The following is a 324-nucleotide window of genomic DNA, read 5'->3' on the forward strand; positions in this document are numbered from 1 at the left end:
ACATGCTGAGGGGGAATTAACCTTACTTGATAACCTTGAGCTTTTAAGCTTCTTCCCCAGTAATTTGACCCGCTACAAGCCTCCATAGCTATGATTGCATCAGGGTATTGGGCTAAAAACGCCATAAGTTGATGTCGACGAAGTGCACGATTAAATACAGATTTACAAGCCTGATTCACACCACAAACTTGGAAGACATTTTTTGCCAAATCGATACCAATTAGAGTAACTTTCATAGTGGACACCTTTTGTTGATATTGAACTCGCAAATTCAATATGGCGCTTTTGACGCCGACTTTACAAGAGGTGTCCATCTCATCATCC

At 41.0% G+C, this 324-nt stretch carries 1 pseudogene; it reads right to left on the reverse strand.

The window, feature by feature from the left end:
- Window positions 1–236 (reverse strand): annotated as a pseudogene (locus NY07_RS18835) (IS110 family transposase); the annotation flags it as partial.
- Between the last annotated feature and the right edge of the window lie 88 nt (window positions 237–324).

This window comes from Shewanella sp. ECSMB14101 (genome assembly GCF_000773485.1).
Taxonomy (GTDB): domain Bacteria; phylum Pseudomonadota; class Gammaproteobacteria; order Enterobacterales; family Shewanellaceae; genus Shewanella; species Shewanella marisflavi.